Annotated in this window: 13 protein-coding genes; 4 read left to right on the top strand and 9 right to left on the bottom strand. The window is 71.0% G+C overall.

Annotation, left to right across the window (positions count from 1 at the left end; genetic code table 11):
• Positions 1-6 precede the first annotated feature (6 nt).
• From VF557_02685 to VF557_02650, 8 genes are all read right to left on the bottom strand, one after another.
• A complete protein-coding gene (locus VF557_02685; GenBank protein ID HEX8079097.1) occupies positions 7-3,258 on the bottom strand; it encodes an amino acid adenylation domain-containing protein in 3,252 nt (1,083 codons plus the stop codon).
• Positions 3,259-3,260: 2 nt separating this feature from the next.
• Positions 3,261-8,984 (bottom strand): amino acid adenylation domain-containing protein, encoded by a 5,724-nt coding sequence (locus VF557_02680; GenBank protein HEX8079096.1) that lies wholly within the window; start codon positions 8,982-8,984, stop codon positions 3,261-3,263.
• Positions 8,985-9,041: 57 nt separating this feature from the next.
• Positions 9,042-9,266 (bottom strand): MbtH family NRPS accessory protein, encoded by a 225-nt coding sequence (locus VF557_02675; GenBank protein ID HEX8079095.1) that lies wholly within the window; start codon positions 9,264-9,266, stop codon positions 9,042-9,044.
• Between the two features lie 142 nt (positions 9,267-9,408).
• The gene (locus tag VF557_02670; protein ID HEX8079094.1) at positions 9,409-11,055 is read right to left on the bottom strand and encodes a class I adenylate-forming enzyme family protein; all 1,647 of its coding nucleotides are present in this window, start codon (positions 11,053-11,055) and stop codon (positions 9,409-9,411) included.
• A gap of 5 nt (positions 11,056-11,060) precedes the next feature.
• On the bottom strand, positions 11,061-11,825 hold the full coding sequence (locus VF557_02665) for an ABC transporter permease (GenBank protein HEX8079093.1): 765 nt from the start codon (positions 11,823-11,825) through the stop codon (positions 11,061-11,063).
• A 75-nt stretch (positions 11,826-11,900) separates the two neighbouring features.
• Positions 11,901-12,881, bottom strand: coding sequence for an ATP-binding cassette domain-containing protein (locus tag VF557_02660; protein HEX8079092.1), 981 nt, complete (start codon positions 12,879-12,881; stop codon positions 11,901-11,903).
• A gap of 153 nt (positions 12,882-13,034) precedes the next feature.
• Positions 13,035-13,907: an alpha/beta fold hydrolase gene (locus VF557_02655; protein ID HEX8079091.1), complete on the bottom strand. Its 873-nt coding sequence runs from the start codon at positions 13,905-13,907 to the stop codon at positions 13,035-13,037.
• A gap of 60 nt (positions 13,908-13,967) precedes the next feature.
• Positions 13,968-15,122: a glycosyltransferase gene (locus tag VF557_02650; protein HEX8079090.1), complete on the bottom strand. Its 1,155-nt coding sequence runs from the start codon at positions 15,120-15,122 to the stop codon at positions 13,968-13,970.
• Positions 15,123-15,139: 17 nt separating this feature from the next.
• Here VF557_02650 and VF557_02645 point away from each other — a divergent pair, with 17 nt between their 5' ends.
• The 3 genes from VF557_02645 to VF557_02635 are packed head-to-tail and all read left to right on the top strand — an operon-like array spanning position 15,140 to position 17,400.
• Positions 15,140-16,090 (top strand): 3-oxoacyl-[acyl-carrier-protein] synthase III C-terminal domain-containing protein, encoded by a 951-nt coding sequence (locus VF557_02645; GenBank protein HEX8079089.1) that lies wholly within the window; start codon positions 15,140-15,142, stop codon positions 16,088-16,090.
• Between the two features lie 36 nt (positions 16,091-16,126).
• Positions 16,127-16,408, top strand: a complete 282-nt coding sequence (locus VF557_02640; GenBank protein HEX8079088.1) for a phosphopantetheine-binding protein — start codon at positions 16,127-16,129, stop codon at positions 16,406-16,408.
• Between the two features lie 5 nt (positions 16,409-16,413).
• Positions 16,414-17,400 (top strand): hypothetical protein, encoded by a 987-nt coding sequence (locus VF557_02635; GenBank protein ID HEX8079087.1) that lies wholly within the window; start codon positions 16,414-16,416, stop codon positions 17,398-17,400.
• A gap of 27 nt (positions 17,401-17,427) precedes the next feature.
• Here the strand turns inward: VF557_02635 and VF557_02630 are convergent, their stop codons facing one another.
• Positions 17,428-18,450 (bottom strand): methyltransferase, encoded by a 1,023-nt coding sequence (locus VF557_02630; protein ID HEX8079086.1) that lies wholly within the window; start codon positions 18,448-18,450, stop codon positions 17,428-17,430.
• 172 nt (positions 18,451-18,622) lie between these two features.
• Here VF557_02630 and VF557_02625 point away from each other — a divergent pair, with 172 nt between their 5' ends.
• On the top strand, positions 18,623-19,486 hold the full coding sequence (locus tag VF557_02625) for a TauD/TfdA family dioxygenase (protein HEX8079085.1): 864 nt from the start codon (positions 18,623-18,625) through the stop codon (positions 19,484-19,486).
• Positions 19,487-19,658 lie beyond the last annotated feature (172 nt).

Genomic DNA, 19,658 nt, shown 5'->3' with positions numbered 1-19,658 from the left:
CGCCTCCTACCTCCGCTCGCCGGGGATCAGCGTCCGCAGCAGGTCATCGGTCTCGGCGTCGCTGAGCTCGGCTGCCGGCGACTGCCGGGCCGTGCTGGAGGATCCGGTCCGGGCGGCCTCCACCACGGCGGCCAGCCCCGCGACCGTCGGATCGGCGAACAGCATCCGGACCGGCAGGTCGACCCCGTAGGCAGCCCGGAGCTGGGTCATCAGCCGGGTCGCCGTCAGCGAGTGCCCACCCAGGGCGAAGAAGTTGTCCATCACCCCGACCGGCTCGGGCAGGCCGAGCAGCTCGGAGAAGATCACCGTCAGCTCGGCCTCCAACGGCGTCCGGGGCGCGGTCGGGGCCTGACCGGCGGCCGCACCCCACTCCGGTTCGGGCAGCGCCCGGTGGTCGATCTTGCCGCTGCCGGTCAGCGGAAGCTTCGCCAGCACCACGAAGGCGGCCGGCACCATGTAGTCCGGCAGCACCTCGCGAAGCCGGTCGCGCAGGTCCTGCGGTGGCTGGTCCGCGCCGGACCGGGTCACCAGGTAGCCGACCAGGCGGACGTCGTGGCCGGCGCCGCGAACCGAGACCACCGCCTCGGCGATGTCGGGGTGGCCGCGCAGCACCGCCTCGATCTCACCGCTCTCCACCCGGTAGCCGCGGATCTTGAGCTGCCGGTCAGCGCGCCCGGCCAGCTCGATCCGCCCGGAACTGCGCCACCGGCCGACGTCGCCGGTGCGGTACAGCCGCGCGCCGGGCCGGCCACTGAACTCATCCGGCAGGAACCGGGCCGCGGTCATGCCCGGTGCGCCGAAGTAACCCTGGGCGACGCCCGCGCCACCGATGTAGACCTCGCCCAGCACGCCGGGCGGCACCGGGCGCAGGCCTTCGTCGAGCACGTACAGCTCAGTGCCGCGGATGATCGAGCCGATCTCGATCGGCGCCGGCGCCGGCTCAACAGGCCCGCCGCCGGAGTAGATGGTGGTCTCGGTCGGGCCGTACAGGTTCCACACGCTGGCCCCGGCCCCGCCGCTGATGGCGTCGGCCAGGTCGCGGAACAGCGGCTCGCCGGCCGTCATCCGCAGCCGCACCCCGTCCGGCACCCCGCCGGCGTCGACCAGCATCCGCCAGCCGGCTGGCGTCATCTGCAGCGCGGTGGCGCCGACCTCGACCAGCAGGCTCCGCAGCAGGGCGGCGTCGTGGACTTGCTCGGAGTCCGCGATCACCACGCGGCCACCGGCCAGCACCGGGGCCAGCAGCTCGACCAGGGCGATATCGAAGGCGAACGTCGAGACCGCGACGAACCGGTCCTCAGGCCGCAGCGCCAGCAACGGGCGCACCGCCTCGAGCAACGCGGCGATGCCGCCCTGGGTGACGGTGACCGCCTTGGGCCGGCCGGTCGAGCCCGAGGTGAACATCGTGTACGCAGCGGCGGCCGGCGGTACTTCGGGCGCCACGTCGGACGTCAGGTCGGACATGCCGTCGGACGCCGGCTCGGCGGTCAGCCGCGCCAGGTCGATCACCGCGATCGGGCCGGTCTCCACCGGCGGCCTGGGCGCGTCCTCGGCGCCGGTGTCGATGATGATCGCGCGGACCTCGGCGTCGGCCAGCATGGTGGCGATGCGCTGGTCGGGATAGATCGGGTCCAGCGGCACGTAACAGGCGCCGAGCGACCAGACGCCCAGGATGGCCGGCAGCAGCCTGCTGCCCCGGCGCAGCAGGATCGCCACCCGATCCGAGCCGTCGATGCCGTGCTCGCGCAGGGCGGCGGCGATCCTGCGCGCCCGCTCGCGGATCTGGGCGCCGGTCAGCTCGCCGTCATCGCCCTGCGCCAGCACCGTCCCGGCCGCACAGGCCTGCCACAGCAGGGCCACCGCGGTCGCGTCCGGCTCGGAGACCGGGCCGGCGTCGGGCCAGCGTGCGGTGACCAGCTCGCACAGCTGCGCCGACATGATCTCGACGGAGGCGACGCTCTGATCGGGGTTCTCGGCGAAGGCGCGCAGCAGCCGGGAGAAGCCGTCGGCCAGCAGCCGGCCGGTGGCCGCGGAGAACAGGTCACGGTTGTAGTTGAGCCGCACACCCGGCCCGGCCGGCGTGTCGGTCACGGTCAGCTCGACCTCGAACTTCGCGGTACCGTTCTCGAGCAGTTCCGGACGCCAGCGCATCCCGCCGCGGTCCGGCACCGCCCAGGACTCCTCCATCGCGAACATCACCTGCGTCAGCGGCAGCCGCGCCGGGTCGCGTTCCGGGCGCAGCAGCTCCACGATCCGGGCGAACGGCAGATCCTGGTGCGCCAGCGCCCGGGCGGTCGCGGCGTGCACCGAGCGCGCCAGCTCGCCGAGACTGGCCTGGGGGTCGACCGACACCCGGATCGGCACGGTGTTCATGAACAGGCCGATCACCGACTCGGTCTCAGACCGGGTCCGGGCGGCCATCGGAACCGCCACCAGCACGTCCCGCTCGCCGGTCAGCCGGGCCAGCACGCCCGCATAGGCGGCCAGCAGCACCGCGAACATCGTGGTCTCGTACCGGACCGCGACCTGGCGCAACTGGCCGGCCAGCGTGGGGTCGACTTCGGAGTCAAGGCCCTCGGCGGCGAAGGTCTGCAGCGCCGGGTACGGCTGGTCGGTAGGCAGCGGCAACGCGGCCGGGGCGTCTGCCAGCTCGGCCCGCCAGAACCGCTCGGCCGGGCCGTACTCGCCGCCCTCGAAGTGCTCCAGCTGCCAGAGCGCGAAGTCGGCGTACTGGATCGCGGGCTCCTCGGCGACCGGCTCGCCGCCGTCGCGGATCGCCTCGTAGTCGGCCGACAGCTCCTCGAACAAGATCCGGAACGACCAGCCGTCGGCGACGATGTGGTGCATCACCACCGCCAGCACGTGCCGGTCGGCCGCCAGCCGCACCAGCCGCACCCGCAGCAGCGGGCCGACGGCGGGCAGGATCGGGGTGCGGGCCAGTTCACCGATCAGCGCCCGGGCGGCCTGCTCGCGCTCGTCGGCGGGCAGCTGCTCGACCGAGGTGAGCTCCAGCGCCTGGAAGCTCGGCTCGTCGGAGATCACCTGCATCGGCATGCCCGACTCGTCGCGGAAGGTGGTGCGCAGCACCTCGTGCCGCAGCAGCGTCGCCTCCCAGGCCCGCTGCAGCGCGTCGAGATCGAGGTCGCCGTCCAGCCACAGCGCCCAGGCGATGTTGTAGGTCGGCTGGTCCGGGTCCATCTGCGCCAGCAGCCACATCCGGCGCTGGCCGAAGGACGTCGGGAACTCGTACACGGCCATGCTCAGCCTTCCTTCTGGTCAGCGACCACCACGCGCAGCTCCGCGCTGTAACGCCGGCCCTGGGCGTCGGACAACCAGGCCTGCTCCGGGGTGGGCAACATCTCCACGACGCTGAGGGTGGCCTCGGGGCCGGCGTCGCGGCGGGACCGGCGCAGCGCACGCGAGATCAGGTCGATCGAGGCGAGGCTGGTGAGGTCGGCGTAGATCGGCTTGCGCTCACCGGTGGTCCGCAGGAACACGTGCCGCGGCAGGTCGTGGCGGGCAGTCCAGGCGCGGGCCTGGGCGTAGCGGACCTGCTCGTCGACGGTGTCGGCGAACGGCGGCTCGGTGGCCGCAAAGCTCCAGGCCTCGCGACCGATCACCAGGTCGTCGATGGTAATCCGGGGCGAGTGCGCTCCGCGCGGCACCGGGTGGAACGACTGCACCAGCACGGCGGAGAGCAGGTCGCCGACCACCTCCAGCAGGCCGAGCTCGACCGAACCGTCACGGCGGCGGACCCGCAGCCCGGTAGGCGAGTCGATCACCTCGCAGTCACCGACCGTGAGGTTGGTGCGCGGGTCATAGCCGCACGAGTCGTGCGCGAAGACCAGCCGCCGGTCGCCTTCGGAAGCCAGGATGTTGGACAGCCGGGAGTTGACGCCGCCCTCTTCGGCGGTTTCGGCGATGAACACCGAGTCACGGCCCAGGTCATGGCGCATGCCCGCGCGGATAGCGGCGGGGTCCTCGTGGAACTCCAGCCAGGTGGCATAGCGAGTGGTGACGATGCTGGGGTGGATCTCACCGAGCACGAAGGTGAACCGGCCGCCGGCGGCCGCGTCCCGGCCGGCGATCATCAGATCGGGGCTATGGTGCACCGCCATCGGCCAGACCCTGGGCTGGGCCGGGAACGCAGCCGCCACCGCGCCTCGAATATCGGCCGAGCGCCGCTCGACCCGCCGCTGATCGGCTGGCAGCGCCAGGATCTTCGACCAGCGCTGCTGCAACCCGCGCACCGCAGGTTGGATCAGCTCCAGGGACTGGTCGAACAGGATGTCGTTGGCCAGCAACCAGAACTCGGCGAAGGCAACCGTGTCGCTGCCCAGAGCGGCCGCGCGCTCGCGGTAGATCTCGTTGAACCGGCGGGCGTACAGGGCGCCACAGACCGCGGTGAACCACCGGGCGCTGTCGAGCACCAGCCCCAGCGCGTCCCGGGCGCCATCGAGGATGTCACCGCCGAACCGGACGGTGTCAGCGCGCAGGCACTCCTCGTAGGCCAGGGTGCGTCCTGCGTACAACGCGCCGGCCCGGCGGGTCGGCGGGACCTTGGCGTACCGGGTGAACGTCGACTCCAACTCGGCCATCGCGGCGCTCACCCGTTCCGGGTCACCACCGGCCTCGGCAAGGGCGTTCCGGCCGGCGACCAGCGCGTCCAGCGCCTCCTCGGCCGGCGCGCGCACGCTTTCGTCAGAAACGCCGGCTAGCACCGCGCGCATCGAGCGCTCGGGCCGGATGTCCTGGGGAGCCACGTCGACCTGCCAGACCACCCGGTGGCTCTCGACCAGGCGGGCCAGCACCGCGAAGACCTCGGCGACGGCGCCGAGCCCGGTCGCAGGGTCGGCAAGCACCGCGGCCGCCACCTGGTTGGCATTGCGGATGCCGTCGCAGGCGTGCAGAACCGCCGCCTCGGCCGGCGTCAGCCGCACCGGCGGCGCCAGCGGCAGCCGCAGCAGGCTGCCCTCGACCGCCAGGAACGGCATCCGCCGCGGCACCAGCCAGGGCCGCAGGGCCTCGGTGTGCTCGGCCATGAGGGCCCGGATGGACCAGCCCTCCAGGTAGGTGATCCGCTCGCGCACCAGGCTGTCCGAGGCGTGGTGCTCGATCCGGATGCCGGGACCGTCGTCGAACTGCGACAGGCCCACCGGACCGAAGTAGCCGATGGTGTCGTTCTTGGCGCAGTAGCGCTGCAGGTAACTGGCCACCAGCGCCTCATGCTGGCGGTGCTTGGTGTTGCGGTTGGCAGGCTCGGGCCCACGCCGCACCAGCGCGTCGATGCCGGTGGACAGGGCGTGCCGGTTCTGCCAGGCGATCGCCTCGCGCAACGCCGGCAACCGGGCGGCGTCGTAGAGCGCGACGCCGAGCCGGCGGACCGCGGCGTCGAACTCGCCCGCGTAAGCCGCTTCAGCTCGTTCCAGGTCGCCGGCGCCGGCCCGAGCCGCGATGGCGGCGTCGGCGGCCTCGGCCAGGGCCGGATCACCCACCGCGCTCAGCAGGTCGAGGGGGAAGCCGGCCGCGCGCAGGCACAGATTCCGCCATAGCGCCCAGTCATCGGTCATGCGGACCAGGTGCGAGGCCAGCTCGCCGGGACGCTCCGTCGCAGGCTGCGCGGAGCCCGCCGCCACCCGGAACGCGCCCCGGTCGCGGCGGGCGATCCCGGGACGTGCCGACGGTGGGGCTTCAATCGGCGCGGCGGTGGCAGGCGCGGCTTCGGTCGGCTGAGCTGCCACGGCAGCGCCGGTGCGGACCTGGTACCCGGCGCGTGATCGCCGGCTGATGGCGCCTGGCGCGCCCGCGCCCGCGGAGGCCGCCGATCGGGCCGCGTCGATGGCGGCGGCGCACGAGGACAGCGACGGGGTGGCGTAGAAAGAGCCCATCGGCAGCTCCACGCCGAACACCTCTCGGATTCGGAACATCAGCCGGGCCGCGGACAGTGAGTTGCCGCCGAGGGCGAAGAAGTTATCGTCGCGGCCGACGCCCTCGACCTCCAGCAGCAGCTGCCACGCCTCAGCCAACCGGTGCTCGGTCTCGCTCTGCAGCGGGCTCGCCGACTCGGCGGTCTCCCGTTCCAGCGCCGGCAGCGCTGCTCGGTCCACCTTGCCGTTGACGTTGAGCGGAAACCGGTCCAGCACCGCCAACCCGGTGGGCACCAGGTATTCCGGCAGCCGGTAGGCGAGGAACTCGCGCAGCAGCGCGGGCCGCAGCGTGCTCGGGTCTACACCGTCACCGGGGATCACGTAGCCGACCAAATGCCGTTGGGCGCCGTCGCCCCGAACCAGCACGACCGCCTCACGGACGCCCTCGAACGAGCGCAGCACCGCCTCGACCTCGCCCGGCTCGACCCGGAAGCCGCGAATCTTGACCTGGTTGTCGATCCGCCCGATGAACTCCAGCACCCCGTCCGCGCGCCACCGGGCGAGGTCCCCGGTGCGGTACAGCCGGTCGCCCTCACCGTCCGGATCGGGCACGAACGCGCGCGCCGTCGCCTTGGGATTGCCGTGGTAACCCCGGGCCAGGCCGTCGCCGCCGGTGCACAGCTCGCCGGCCACGCCGATCGGCGTCGGGCGCAGGTTCTCGTCGAGGATCTGCACGGTGGTGTGCTGGAGTGGCCGGCCGATTGGAACGGTCGCTCCCACCTCATCCGGATCGGTCATCACATGGCAGGTGGTGAACGTGCTGTTTTCCGTCGGGCCGTAGCCGTTGACCAGCGGCTTGCCGCCGCGGGCCGCCAGCACGGCGCGGACCGCCTCGGGATTGAGGACGTCGCCTCCGGCCAGCAGTTGGCCGACGCCGGTGAGCGCACCGAGGTCGACTTCGACCAGCTGATGGAACAGCCCTGCCGTGAGCCAGACGACGCTCAGGTCAGCGGTGCGCAGCACCGACGCGATCTCGGGCAGGCCGAGCGGCCCGGGTGGGGCCAGCACCAGGGTGGCGCCGGTGAGAAGCGCGCCCCAGATCTCCAGGAGCGAGGTGTCGAAGGCGACCGGAGCCAGGTGCAGCACCCGTTGGCCGGGCCCCAGCGTGACAAACGGCGGGTCGACGACAAGCCGGACGATGCCCCGGTGCGGCACGGCGACGCCCTTGGGCACCCCGGTCGATCCGGAGGTGAAGCCCAGGAACGCCAAGCTCTGCGGATGCGCCAGGCCCACCGGTAGCGGGCCGGACTGCTCAGACCTCAACTCGTCCAGTCCGAGCTTGGGCACGCCCTCGACCTCGGGCACGCCGGCGGCGGTCTCATCGGTGACCACCACCAGCCGGGCGCCGGCGATCATGGTGGCGACCCGGGCCAACGGAGTGCTCGGGTCGATCGGCAGGTACGCGCCCCCGCATTTGAGCACGGCCAGCAGGGTCACGATCAAGTCGGCCCCACGCGGCAGCGCCACCGCCACCGGAGCGTCCACCCCGACCCCACGGCTGCGCAGCGCCCAGGCCAAGGAGTTGCTACGCCGGTCCAGCTCGTCGTAGCTCCAGCAGCCCGCTGCCGACACCAGCGCCGGGGCGTCGGGGCGGCGGGCCACCTGGGCCGCGAACAGCTCGGGCAGGCTGGCATCGCGCGGGTAGCGCGGATTGCGCGGGTTGTCGGTGCAAAGGCTGTTCCACTGCGAGCGCAGCTCGGCTTCGTCGTCGGCGCCCAGTGTGAGTTCGGCCAGCGGCGTCGAGGGCTTGTCGGCTAACTCGATGAGGGTGGATCGCAGTTGTGCCAGCATCCGGTCAACGGAGCCCTCCGCGAAGCGACGTCCGTCCCACACCATCCCCAGGCGCAACTCGGGCTCGGAGTAACCCCGCACCGTCAGCGGGTAGGACAGCAACCGGTCCACCCGGGCGCTGACCGGGCCGGCCGAGCCGCTGCGCAGCCCGGTCTGCAGCCGGCGCCGGTCATAGTTGAGCAGGCTGTCGAGCAGCGGGGTGTCCGCCGGCAGCTCGGCCCAGCTCAGGATCGAGGCCATCGGCGTGAGCTGGTGCTGCCGAACCTCGGCGATGCTGTGGTCCACCGCTGCCAGAAACTGGGCAACCGACCAGGCCGGATCGATGCGGACCCGCAGCGCGACGGTGTTGACCAGCAGGCCCATGACCTCGTCGACGTTAGGGATGCTGGCGTGCCGGCAAGACCGGGTGACCGCCAGCACGACGTCCTCCACGCCGCCGTAGCGGGCGCGCAGCAGCGCCCACGCCGCGGTGAGCATGGCGCTGGAGCTCAGGCCTGCCAGCCGGGCGGTCTCGCGGACGCGGTCAGAGTCCGCACGCGAGAGCACCGTCTCCAGCTTTCTCGGCTCGGCCGGCCCCGGCCGGAAGGCTCCAAGGTAGCCGGGAAGCGCCCGCGGCAATGCGGCGTCGGCGAGGTAGGAGGTCCAGAACTTCTCCGCACTCGACTGATCAACCGTCTGCCACCACCTCGTGAAATCGGAGAACGGCGGGCGTGGCGGGCGTTCTGAGGATCGCCCAGCCAGTTTCGCGGCGTAACACTGGGACACCTCCTCGACCAGCAGCCGCATCGAGCTCGCATCGAGCAGCGCGTGATGAAAGGTCAGCACCGACCGGTACGCCGGCGCCGGCTGAGGCTGGTCAGCCACCGGTCGGCGCAGGACGCTCAGCCGGAGCAGTGGCGCCCGGGCCAGATCGAAGGGCTCGCGCCGGTCCCGGCGCAGGAACGCCTCGAACTCGTGGTCGGGCCCAGCGTCCGGTGGCGAGGCCAGATCACACCACCGGATGTCGATGGAGCCGGCGGGGTCGACCGTTTGGATCAGGCCGTGCTCATCGTGCAGTTCGAACGCCGTGCGCAGCACCGGATTGCGCCGAACCACCTCGCGCCAGGCGGCCTCGAACGGCTCTGGCTTCAGCGCCTCAGCCCAGTCCAGCGTGATCTGCAGGATGTACACGCCGTCTTCGGGGTAGCGCAGGCTGCTCAGGATCATCCCGTACTGGGCGGGCAGCGCCCGACACCGCTCAGATAACTGCTGCCCTGATGACTGCATTAAAACGCCCGAATTCGGTCCTGCTGTAGTCACGTTGCTAATTCCGTGGGCAACAAGTCAGCTCATGCCTGGCTGTTCGTGGTCACGGATCCACGTGCGCAGTGACAGCGGCCGCATATCGGTCCAGTTCTCGTCGATATAGGCCAAACACTCGTCTTCGGTGCCGGTGAACCCGTCGGGAGTCCAGCCGGCGGGCGCTTCGCGATCGGCCGGCCAGATCGAGTACTGCTCCTCGTGATTGACGACGACCGCGTGTATTCGAGCCTTGTGCATGTCAGTCATCTACCCACTCCATCAAGGCACAGAGCGGCTGCGCCGCGAATTCGATCGAAAAAATCGCGCACTCCGGCGCGCCGAGCGAGAATGTCACGCCGGGCGTACCCGCGCAAGGTCGAGGAAGGGTGCACGGGTGCCATCGCCGATGTCAGCTCGCGCCGCTACCGGCCAGCAATTGCTGGCGCATCAGGAATTTGCGGACCTTTCCGGTCGGTCCCATCACCACCCCGTCGTCGGGGATCGTCACCACTCGCTGCAACGTCGCCGCCACCGGCGCGCCGAGCGCGGTCCGGACGTCGGCCTCCCGGTCGAGCTCGGGGTCGGCGTCGGCGGCCAGCACCAGCAGCACCTGGGTGACGACCCTGCCGTCGCTCTCACGGACCGCGATGACGCTGCAGTCACGCACGTCGGCGCACTGCTTGAGAATCCGCTCCTCCGACAGCGCGGTGTAGAGCCAATCGCCGCCGCCCAGGTCGAGCGCGTCGCTGGCCCGGTCGACGTGGTAGTAGTAGCCCTCCTCGTCGCGGTAGAGCAGGTCACCGGTCAGGTAATAACCGTTCAGCCTGGTGCGGAAGGTGTTGACCGAGTCGTTCCAGTAGCCCAGCGCCAGGGTCGGTGACTTGAGCCCGAGGTGGCCGACCTGGCCGGGCCCGACCTCGGCGCCGGTTCCGACGTCCAGCAGCGCCACCTCGGCGAACGGGTAGGGCTTGCCGACGCACCGGTCATAACGGTCGCTGCCCAGCCGGTGGATCATGGCAAAAGCGCTGTGGCCCATCTCGGTCGAGCCGAGGGTGTCGATGAACTTCGAGCCCTGGACGCTGACCGTGCCCTCGCCGCGCCGGTAGGTCAGGTGGCTGCCGACGGCGACCAGCCGGCGGATGTGCGACTCGTGCGCGCAGTCGCCGGTGCTGGACCAGTTGCGCACCGAGCTGAGGTCCCGGGTACTGAGGTCGAAGCGGGCCAGCTCGGACCAGGTGACGGCGAAGCCGAAGACCCCGGTCGGACGCCAGCGCTCGATGGCGTCCAGGATCGCCTCGCCGCTGTGCCTGAACTCCCCGCCCTGCGCTGACAGGCACAGCAGCTGGTAGCCGTTGCACAGCGCCTGGTTCATGGTGATGATGCCGGCGGTGTGGGCGGCCGGCAGCGCCGACAGCTCGCGCACCTCGCCATACGGGCGGGCCTCGGTGAGCCGGACCGCCCGCACCGCGGCGAACAGCCCGTGGTGGGAGTGCACGATCGCGGCCGGCGTGCGGGTGGTGCCGGAGGAGTGCGTGATGGCGACCGGGTCCTCGGGATGGTGCCGGTAGTGCGGTGGCGCCAGCCGCGGGTCACCGCCGCCGGTCTCGCTGGCATCGCCGAGGATCGGCACGCCCAGGTCGTGCTTGGCCAGTTCGGCGTGGTCGGCGTCGGTGAGCACCCCGACGCCACGCAACCGGCGGATGAACTCGGCCGCGACCTCGATCGGCATGCTGCCGTTGAGCAGTGCCGGGATCGCCCCGAGCCAGGTCAGGGCGAAGTAGTTGAGAAACACGTCGGCCGCCGAGGTGACGTACACCGCGACCGGGTCACGCCGGCCGACGCCGCGCTCGGAGAACCAGTGCGCCCGGGCGGCGGCCCGCTCGGTCAGCTCGGTCAGCGACAGCGGCGTCCAGGCCGGTATGCCGTCGACGTCGCGGTCAAAGCTCACCCGGGGCATGTCCGGGTCGGCTCCGTGCTCGGCGAGCCGGAGCAGCACGTTGCCCGCGCCGACCTGCATGTCCTGGGTCAGCGCCACCCGCAGGTGGGTCGGATCCATGGGGCTCAGGCGATCTTGCGGTTGAACAGCTTCGAGGACAGCACCACGCTGATCGCGGCCAGCACGGTGATGATCAGCGCGCCCTGCCAGACCGCGTCGTCACCGGCGTTGCCGGTGAACAGCGCCCGGATGCCGTCGGTGGCCCAGGCGAAGGGATTGCCCAGGGCGATGGTCTGGATCCACAGCGGGGCCAGCGAGAGCGGGATCAGCACGCCGGCCAGCAGCGAGATCGGCTGGCTGGTGGTGTTGACCATCATGCCGAGGGTGTTCTGATCGCGCACCATCAGCGCGAGGTCATAGGAGATCGAGGTGGCCATCAGCGCCATCATCGCCAACATCAGGTACGCGGCCAGCAGCGAGAGCGGCTGAACCCGCAGGCCCATCGGAATCGCCGCGAGGGTGATGATCATTCCCTGCGAGACGATCAGTGTCACGTGCATCAGCGCCCGGCCCAGCAGCAGCCCGATCCGGCTGATCGGGGTGACCCGGCACCGCTCGATGATGCCGGCACGGATCGCCTGCAGCAGGCCGTAACCGGCGAACAGGCCGCCGAACAGGCCCATCGCCACGAGCAGGCCGGGCACGTAGATCCGGTAGGCGTCGGCGTAGCTGTTGGCGCCCTGACCGGCCAACGTGGACTTGAGGAACGGGGCGAACAGCACCAGGTAGCTGATCGGCTGGGCCAGGCTGAACGCGATCATGGTCTTGCTACGCAGCAGCAGGCTGGACTCCTGCTGATAGATCAGCCAGGTGTCACGGAGAAGTTTCACTGCCGCCTTCTTTCAGCTTTCTCACTAATCGATTTCCGTGTGGAGATGGGAGGTCCCCGGCTGCCGAGGGCCCGGTCATTCCTCGAGTGAGCGGCCGGTCTTGGCCAGGAACACGTCGTCCAGGCTGGGCCGGCGGGCCTCGACCGAGCCGGGGTCGATGCCGTTGTCCAGCAGGGTGCGCATCAGATGCGGGATCGCGGTCGCGCTGCTGTCGACGTAGAGCCGGATCGTCCCTTCGATCACCTCGGTGCTGCTGACGTAGGACTCCTCATCGAGCAGCTTCTGCGCCTCCAGCACCCGGTTGGCGTCCACCACCCCGGCCGTGTCGTGGGCGGCCATGTCGATCACGACCACATCGCCCGAGATCTCCCGCTTGAGCGCCATCGGGGTTCCCTCGGCCACGATCAGGCCGCCGTCGATGATGGAGATGCGGTCGCACAACGCGTCGGCCTCGTCCAGGTAATGGGTGGTGAGGAAGATCGTCATGCCCTCCTCGCGCAGCCGGCGCACCTCCTGCCACATCCGGGCGCGGCTCGGCGGGTCGAGCCCGGCGGTCGGCTCGTCCAGGAACATCACCTGGGGCGAGTGGATGACGCCGAGCGCGACGTCGAGTCGCCGCCGCTGGCCGCCGGAGTAGGTCTTGATCTCACGGTCGGCGAAGTCGGTGAGCTGGAAGGCCTTGACGGCTGCCTCGGCCAGGGTCAGCGCGGTGGACTTCGGCAGGCCGTGCATCCGCGCCTGCAGCACCAGCTCGCGCCGGGCGTCGGACTGCTCATAGGTGCCGCTGGACTGGCCGACGTAGCCGATGTTGTTGCGCACCTGGCCCGGGGACCGCAGCAGGTCCGCGCCCGCGATCATCGCCTCGCCGCCGTCCGGTTTCAGCAGGGTGGACAGCATCCGCAGCGTGGTCGACTTGCCCGCGCCGTTGGGGCCGAGGAATCCGAAGATCTCGCCGCGTTGCACGGAGAAGTCCACGCCGCGCACCGCTTCGACGGGGGTCGCCTTGCGGCCGCGTCCGCGCTTGTAGGTCTTGCGCAGGCCGGTGGCCTCGATCATCGAACCTCCCTGTGCGACGTCGTGCGACGTCGGTGCGACGGCGGGCCGACGCCGGGCCGAGCACCACGCGAGGTTACCTCAGTGCAGTCACCGCAAGGCCAGAAAGCGGAGAACTTTCCCGGCCGGATCAGCCGGCCGGCTCAGCCGGCCGGCTCAGCCGGCCGGCACAGCCGCGCGCGCCAGCCGCTCGGTCACCGCGGGTCCGATCACCGAGATCGACTGCGGCAGCAACAGGTACCGGTGCAGGCAGTCCACCTCGACCACCTCGATCGGTTGGCTGATGAAGGGCTGCCATGCCGCCAGCTTCTGCTCCAGCGGGCGTGCCAGGCGGGTGGCGGAGATGAAGAGCACCGGGCATCGGACCTGGCCCAGCCGGTGGCCACGGGTCACCGCGACGTTGTTGCGGACCACCCGCAGCAGCGCGCGAGTGCGCCACTCGGCCCAATCGGCGAGGCCCAGACCCGGCCGCCGCCGGACCAGCTCCAGCAACCGCATCTCGGGCTCGGGATCCTCGGCGACCAGCGCCGGGTCGTAACCGAACTCGTCGAGCACGAAGTTGTACAGCAACCAGGCGTCGCTGTCGCTGGCGGTCAGCGAGTCCGGAAAGGTCGGGGCCGCGTCCAGGATCGTCAACAACCCGACCTGGCAGCCGCGCCGCTCGAGCTCCTCGGCGACCGCGAAGGCGATGTTGCCACCCAGTGACCATCCCAGCAGGTGATACGGGCCCTCGGGTTGGGTGAGCCGCATCTGGTCGGCGTAGTCGCGCGCCATCTCTGCCATGGTGGCGGGCAGCGGCTCGGGACGCCGCAGGCCCCGCGGCTGCAGGCCGTAGACCGGATGCCGCTCGTCCAGGTGTGGCAGCAGCGCGCGGTAACACCAGCTCAGACCCACGATCGGGTGCGCGCAGAACAGCGCCGGCCCGTCGCTGCCGACCCGCAGCGGCAGCACCAGGTCCAGCACGCCGCCAGCGGCCCGCACCGTGGCACGTTTCTGCCGCGCCCACTGGAAATCCTCGGCTGCCGGCATGATCACGCCCGACACAGTAACACCGCCCGGGCTGGCGGAAGGGTGTGATCGGAAGCCGGATCAGCCGATGTCCGAGGCCAGTTCCGCGAGGAGCGCAACCGCGGCCACGGCTCCTCCGGCGGCTGCGAAGGAATCAGCGACCCGGTGCGCGGCCGCCCGGTAGCCCGGCTCGTCCAGCACCGCCGTGAGCGCGGCGGCGAGCTCCCCCGCACCGGCCGAGGCGAAGGGCACCGCGATACCGGCGCCGGCGTCAGCGACCTGGACCGCCAGGGCCGGCTGGTCAAAACGGATCGGCGCCACCACCAGCGGCACGCCGTGCGCCAGTGCCTCGGTGACGGTGCCCATCCCGCCGTGGCACACCACCGCGTCCAGTCGCGGCAGCAGTTCGAGCATCGGCACCCGCTCGGCGACCAGCAGCCGGCCGGCCGACCCGGCCACAGTGGCGGTGGGTGCGACGACCACTGCCTGCACCCGATCGGCCAGCAGGTCCAGGGCCGCCACGATCCGTGGGTAGAACTCACGCGCCAGATGATCGGCCAGGGTGCCGACGGTGACCAGCACGTGCCGGCGTTCGACATCCCAGTCCTGCCAAGCAAAACCGGGATCATTCGGCCGGCTGCCCAGGATCGGGCCCACCAGCCTGCACTGCGGCGGCAGCGGCGCGGCGCCGACCAGCGCGGGGCTGGTCAGGGCCAGCACCAGGTACGGCGAGAACCGCAGGTCAATCGACTCATCCACCGGAAGCCCGGCCATCGCCCACACCCGCGCCAGCTGCTCGGTCACCCACTCCTGATGTCCGGGCAGTTCCCAGCTCGGCGGGGTCAGCTCCATGGCGCCGGTGCACAAGCTGGCCCAGCGCACCCCGTGCCGGTGCGCGGCCAGCGCGCCGGCCACCGCGTACTGGTCGACCACCACGACATCGGGCCGGTAATCCACGACGGCGGCGTCGGCCGGTTCGAGGATGAACCGGTTCAGCGGGATCAGGTAGCCGGTCCAGAGGGCACGGGCGGCCTCGATGCCGGTGCCGCCGTGCTGGCGGTAATAGCGCTTGCCGGTCGGGTAGATCCTCGCCTGCGGGCCCACCAGCGGGCGCAGGTCGCTCTCGGGCCCGCACCAGGCGACGTCGTGACCGCCCTGGACCAGGGCCTGGCCCAGAGCCAGCGCGGCGTTGAGGTGGCCGGTCAGCGGAAGCACCACGATGAGGAAGCGGGCCACGCCGGTATCCTTCCACGGTGACCGCCCTGGACGCCGTCGCGGCCTACCAGCCGGCCGCCCGGCTCACCGTCGAAGACCTGGCCGAACCGCTCGGGCTGACCGAGATGGAGGTCAAGCTGTTCCGGCGGTTCCACCGCCTGGGCGAGGTCTGCCGGGACCCGGACACCTCGCTGACCGACCTGCTGCTGGGCGCCGCCGCGCTGATTCCCTTGCGCGGGCAGGAGCATCGGGTCCGCTACGTGCTGTGGGCCCGGGCGTTCTCGACGGTGGTGCCCCACCCGCACAACCCGCTGGCCGACGTCTGCCGCCAGCTCGGCCTGGAGCATGCGCTCAGCTTCGCCGTCACCCAGCAGTCCTGCGCCAGTTCACTGCTCGCGATCGACCTGGCCGGCCGGCTGCTGGCCGCCGACGCCGCGGCCGGGCCGAGCCCGGAGCCCGGCGCCGAACCGCTCGCCCTGGTGCTCACCGGCGAGAAGGCGTTCACCCGCGACGCGCAGCTGCTGCCGGGAATGTCGCTGTTCAGCGAAGGCGCCTCGGCCTGCCTGGTCAGCGCCACCGGCCTCCGGGACCGGCTGCTGGCCTATGCCTGCTCGCAGCGCGGCGAGTTCGACACGGCGGGGGGCGTGTCCGGCGAGGAGTTCCAGCTGCAGTACCGGCCGTTGCTGGCAGAGGTGATCGGCCAGGCGCTGGACCAGGCCGGCCTGGGACTCGAGGACATCCGGCTGATCCTGCCGCACAACGTCAATCTGGTGACCTGGCAGCGGATGTGCCGGCTGCTGGGCTTTCCGGTGGAACAAGTGCTGTTGGACAACGTCACCGGCAACGGGCACGTATTCTGCGCGGACGCATTCCTCAACTACCAGACCGCCTGCCAGCGAGGGCTGCTCAATCCCGGTGACCGCTACCTGGTGGCCAGCGTCGGCGCCGGCCACGGCGCCACTTTCGCCGCCATGGTGTTCGAACACTGACTACAGTTCGGGCACTGATAATTAGGAGAGACTGAGATGGCATTACCCGAGACCGGCGTGGACGCCGACTTCCAGCAGAAGGTGGTCCGGACGACCGCCGAGCTGCTGGTCCTGCTGCTCGAACGCGACGAGCCGGTGACCGAGGACATGCGCCTGATGGACGAGCTCATGGTCAGCTCGCTGCTCGGGTTGGAACTGCTGCTGCGGCTGGAAGAGCAGCTCGACATCCAGATCGACGTCGAGCAGATGGACCAGGATCAGATCCACACCGTGGGAGATCTGGCGACGTTCGTCGCCGGCAACCACCGCCCGGGCTAGGCCCGATGCCTGTTTCGGGCACGCCGGCGCCCGAATCGCCGGGAGCCGGCCTGCGGCTGATCCGGGCCGAGCGCCGCACGTTCGACGGTTCGGCCGAGTTTCTCTCCGATCCGGGCAACCGCGCGGCGGTGGGCGCCTACCTGTCCGATCTGATCCGGTCCTACCCGTCGGAGCTGCCAGAACGTCCCGCGCCGGCCGAGGCGTCACTGGTGTTGGCGCCGGCGCAGGGCCACTCCTACGGCGAGATGGCCGAGACGCTGATCAGCGCGGTGACCTCGGCGGACCAGCCGGTCGACCTGCTGGTGCTGGCGTACTCGATCCATGACCTGCAGCCGGGCCGGGCGACCGCGACCTATCTCAGCCATGTCTGCCCGGGCAACCCGACGTCCTTCGCGATCTCTGACCAGGGCTCGGCCGCGGCCTACAGCGGGCTGCGCATCGCCCGGGACTACTCGACTTCGGCTGAGCCCAGCCGGTCGCTGGTGATCGTCGTGGAGCAGGCGGCACTGCCCTACGGCGACGGCACCGACCTGCCGGCCCAGCACCGCGGCGTCGCGCTGCTCTTCGAGAACGGCCCCGTAACGAGCGGGCCAACCGTGAACGGGTCAGCTGGCCGGCCGAGCCAGGCGCGGCTGGTGGCCCTGACCCAGCGGCCCAACCTGGCAGCGGCCGCGGTGGCCGGCCAGGCAGACGCCGACCTCGCCGAGCTGTCGGGCGGCCACCGCGAGGTGCGCCTGGTGCTGAGCCAGGCGCTGGCTGCCGTCTGGCAGCGGCAGCCGGGCGAGCAGGTGCGGGTCGGGCCGGCGGACCAGCCCTCGACCGGAATCTGGTGGCAGCTGATCGACGAACTGGACGCCCTTCACGAACCGGGGGGCCGCGACGAACCGGGGGGCCGCGACGAACCGGGGGTCAACCGCACGAGCCTGCTGGTGGCCGCCGACTACGACCCTGACCTGCGCTACCTGTGCATGATCGCGATCGAACCCGGCTGAGCCTCACCGGTCCGATCCGGCTGGGTCTCAGCCGGCCGTGAACTCCAGCAGCGTGAGACCGGCAGGACCGGAGTAGGTGTTGCGCAGCGCCAGACCGGCGTCGGCCGCCAGCGCGACGTGATCGGCCTCCCCGCGCTCGCGGCCGCCGACCGAGACCAGCATGGTCAGGTCGTAGGAGGAAAGGTGCGCGACGTACGGCTCGGTCGGCAGCACCTCGACCACCAGCACCCGGCCGGTGGGCCCGGCCGCTTCGGCGCACCGGCGCAGGATCGCGGTCGCGTGCCGGTCGCTCCAGTCCGTCAGCGCCCGCGACACCACGTAGACGTCCGCGCCGGCCGGCAGCGGGCTGAAGAAGTCCCCGGCCACCCCCTCGGCCCGGTCCGTGACGCCGCACTCGGCGAACCGTTGCGCCGCGGTCGCGACCGGCTCGGGCCGGTCCACCAGGGTGCCGCGCAGGTGCGGATGGGTGACCAGCAGCTCGGCCAGCAGCCCACCGGAGCCGCCGCCCACATCGGTGACGTGGCCGACCTCGTGCCAGGGATAGAGGGTGGCCACCTGCGGCGCGGTGAACCGCTGCTGGCTCAGCATCAGCTCGTCGAAGTAGGCACGCATGGCCGGATCGGCGTCCAGGTCGGCCCAGTAGTCACGGCCGTGCACCTGCGCATAGCTCGGCTCACCGGTGCGGATGGCGTGCGGCAGCGCGATGAACGCGAGCTCGGTCCGGGCGCCGTTGCTGGCCAGATCCAGATAGGCCCCGCGGCCACCGCCGCTCCGGTCACACAGCAGCTCGCCGACGTCGGTCAGCCCGAACACCTCGGGCGAGGCCTCGGTGAAGACGCCCTTGTGCACCAGGTAGCGCAGCAGCCGGGCGAGTGCGCCCGGGTCGGCGTCGCAGGCCTTGGCCAGGTCATCCAGCTGGTGCACGCCGGCCGCGATCTGGTCCGGAACGCGCAGGGTGACCGCGGTGCGCACCGCGAACGGCGTCGCGAGGTCGACCAATCGGTTGAGCCGGGCATCCGGGTCATCATTGACCGGGTAGTCGACCGCCATGCTGGATAAGCCTTTCTCACTACGCCAAGGCCCGCACGGCGGTCGCCGGGCACCGGCGGATTCTGTCAAGGCCCGCGCAACCGAGTCAAGGCGCTGGTGGCGGGCTGCCCGACCTGAGAGGATGCGCTGGCGTGCCGACATCAGGCGCGCTGTAAATCGGAAGGAACTGACGGTGACCACTTCGATCGAGCCCGAGGTCCGGCTGGTGGCGGGCGCGCTGGGCGCGGAGCTCCACGGCATCGACGTGAACACGCTCACCGACGAGGGCTTCGATCGCATCCACGAACTGCTGCTGGCCCACCAAGTGGTGTTCATCACTGGCCAGACCGGCATGACGCCCGAGGCGCACATCGCGCTCGGCCGGCGCTTCGGCGAGGTCGAGCTGCACCCTTACCTGCCCCGGCTGGAGGGTTACCCGGAGATCGTCATCATCAACTCCGAAGAGGGCGGCAAGGTCGACGTCTGGCACACCGACATGACCTTTCACCAGAGCCCGCCGCAGGTGTCCATCCTGCAGCTGCTGAAGGTTCCGCAGACCGGCGGCGACACCATGTTCACCAACCAGTGCATGGTGTACGAGGAGCTGTCCGCGCCGCTGCGAGACTTCCTGGACGGGTTGACCGCGATCCACGTGATCCGGATCGGCAACGAGTTCACCAGCCGCGCCGAGCACCCGGTGGTGCGGGTGCACCCGGAGACCGGCCGCCGTTCGCTTTATGTCAACAGGCTTTTCACCTCGCACATCCCGCAGCTGACCCGCAACGAGAGCGACGCGATCCTGGAGTACCTGTTCAGGTTCTCCGAGGGACCGCAGTTCACCTGCCGCTACCGCTGGCAGGCCGGTGACATCGCGATCTGGGACAACCGCGTCACCCAGCACTACGCGGTCAACGACTACCGCGACCTGCGCCGTGGTCAGCGGGTCACCGTGCTGGGCGATCATCCGACCGGTGACCAGCCCAGGTGGGAGCACTACGTCGCCGCGCCCGGGCAGCGTTACTGGCCCGACCGGGTCAACGCGGTCGACAACTACTAGTCGAGAACTACGTCGCGTCCCGCTGTCTCAGGTCCGGTCCTCGGCGTGGCCGGAGCCGGGACCAGCGTCTGGCTGCCGGGCTGCTGGCCGAACGCGGGCCTGGCCCGGTTGGCCGATGACCGGCACGGACCGTCGACCAGGTTCAAGGCCGTCGCAGCCTGCAGGAATGCCG

The sequence above is a fragment of the Jatrophihabitans sp. genome (genome assembly GCA_036389035.1).
GTDB lineage: Bacteria > Actinomycetota > Actinomycetes > Mycobacteriales > Jatrophihabitantaceae > Jatrophihabitans_A.
Note: the sequence above shows the minus strand (reverse complement) of the source record. Positions and strands in the feature narration are given on the sequence as shown.